1 pseudogene is annotated in these 411 nt (G+C 54.3%); it reads right to left on the bottom strand.

Going from position 1 to position 411, the window contains the following annotated elements:
• Positions 1-320: pseudogene (locus tag KP705_RS18385) on the bottom strand (hypothetical protein); the annotation flags it as partial.
• Positions 321-411: the final 91 nt, after the last annotated feature.

Here is a 411-nt window from a genome sequence, read left to right as displayed (position 1 = left end):
TCTTCGCGGGTTAGCATGATCTGTCCGGTATGTGGGAACAGGTGGTCGAACAAGAGCGTCCAGACGTCCACGGCCTTCATTGGACGTTTACTGTTCTTCATTAGCCACAAGGTGACAGCACGGTTCTGTGCGGGACGGATCATAACAAACGGCTCCGTTGTTCCGGGGGCTGGGGTAGTAATGCGTTGAACGGTGACCATGACCCGGCCAAGGGCATCATGGTCAAAATCGGGATTGTCAAAAAACGGCAAAAGGGCTTGGCGAACCTGTTCGGCCTGATCTTCACGAAGCCGATCTTTTGGGGTCTTGAGACGGGTCATGTTCCGCATGTGGGAAACCTCTGTATGAGTGCCGAATAGGTCGCACACTGTGCGACTTTATGGTCGCACGTGGTGCGACCTAATGGCAAGC

The sequence above is a fragment of the Gluconobacter sp. P1D12_c genome, from assembly GCF_018812105.1.
GTDB classification, from domain to species: Bacteria; Pseudomonadota; Alphaproteobacteria; order Acetobacterales; family Acetobacteraceae; genus Gluconobacter; species Gluconobacter oxydans_A.
This window is presented reverse-complemented; position numbering and strand designations above follow the sequence as displayed.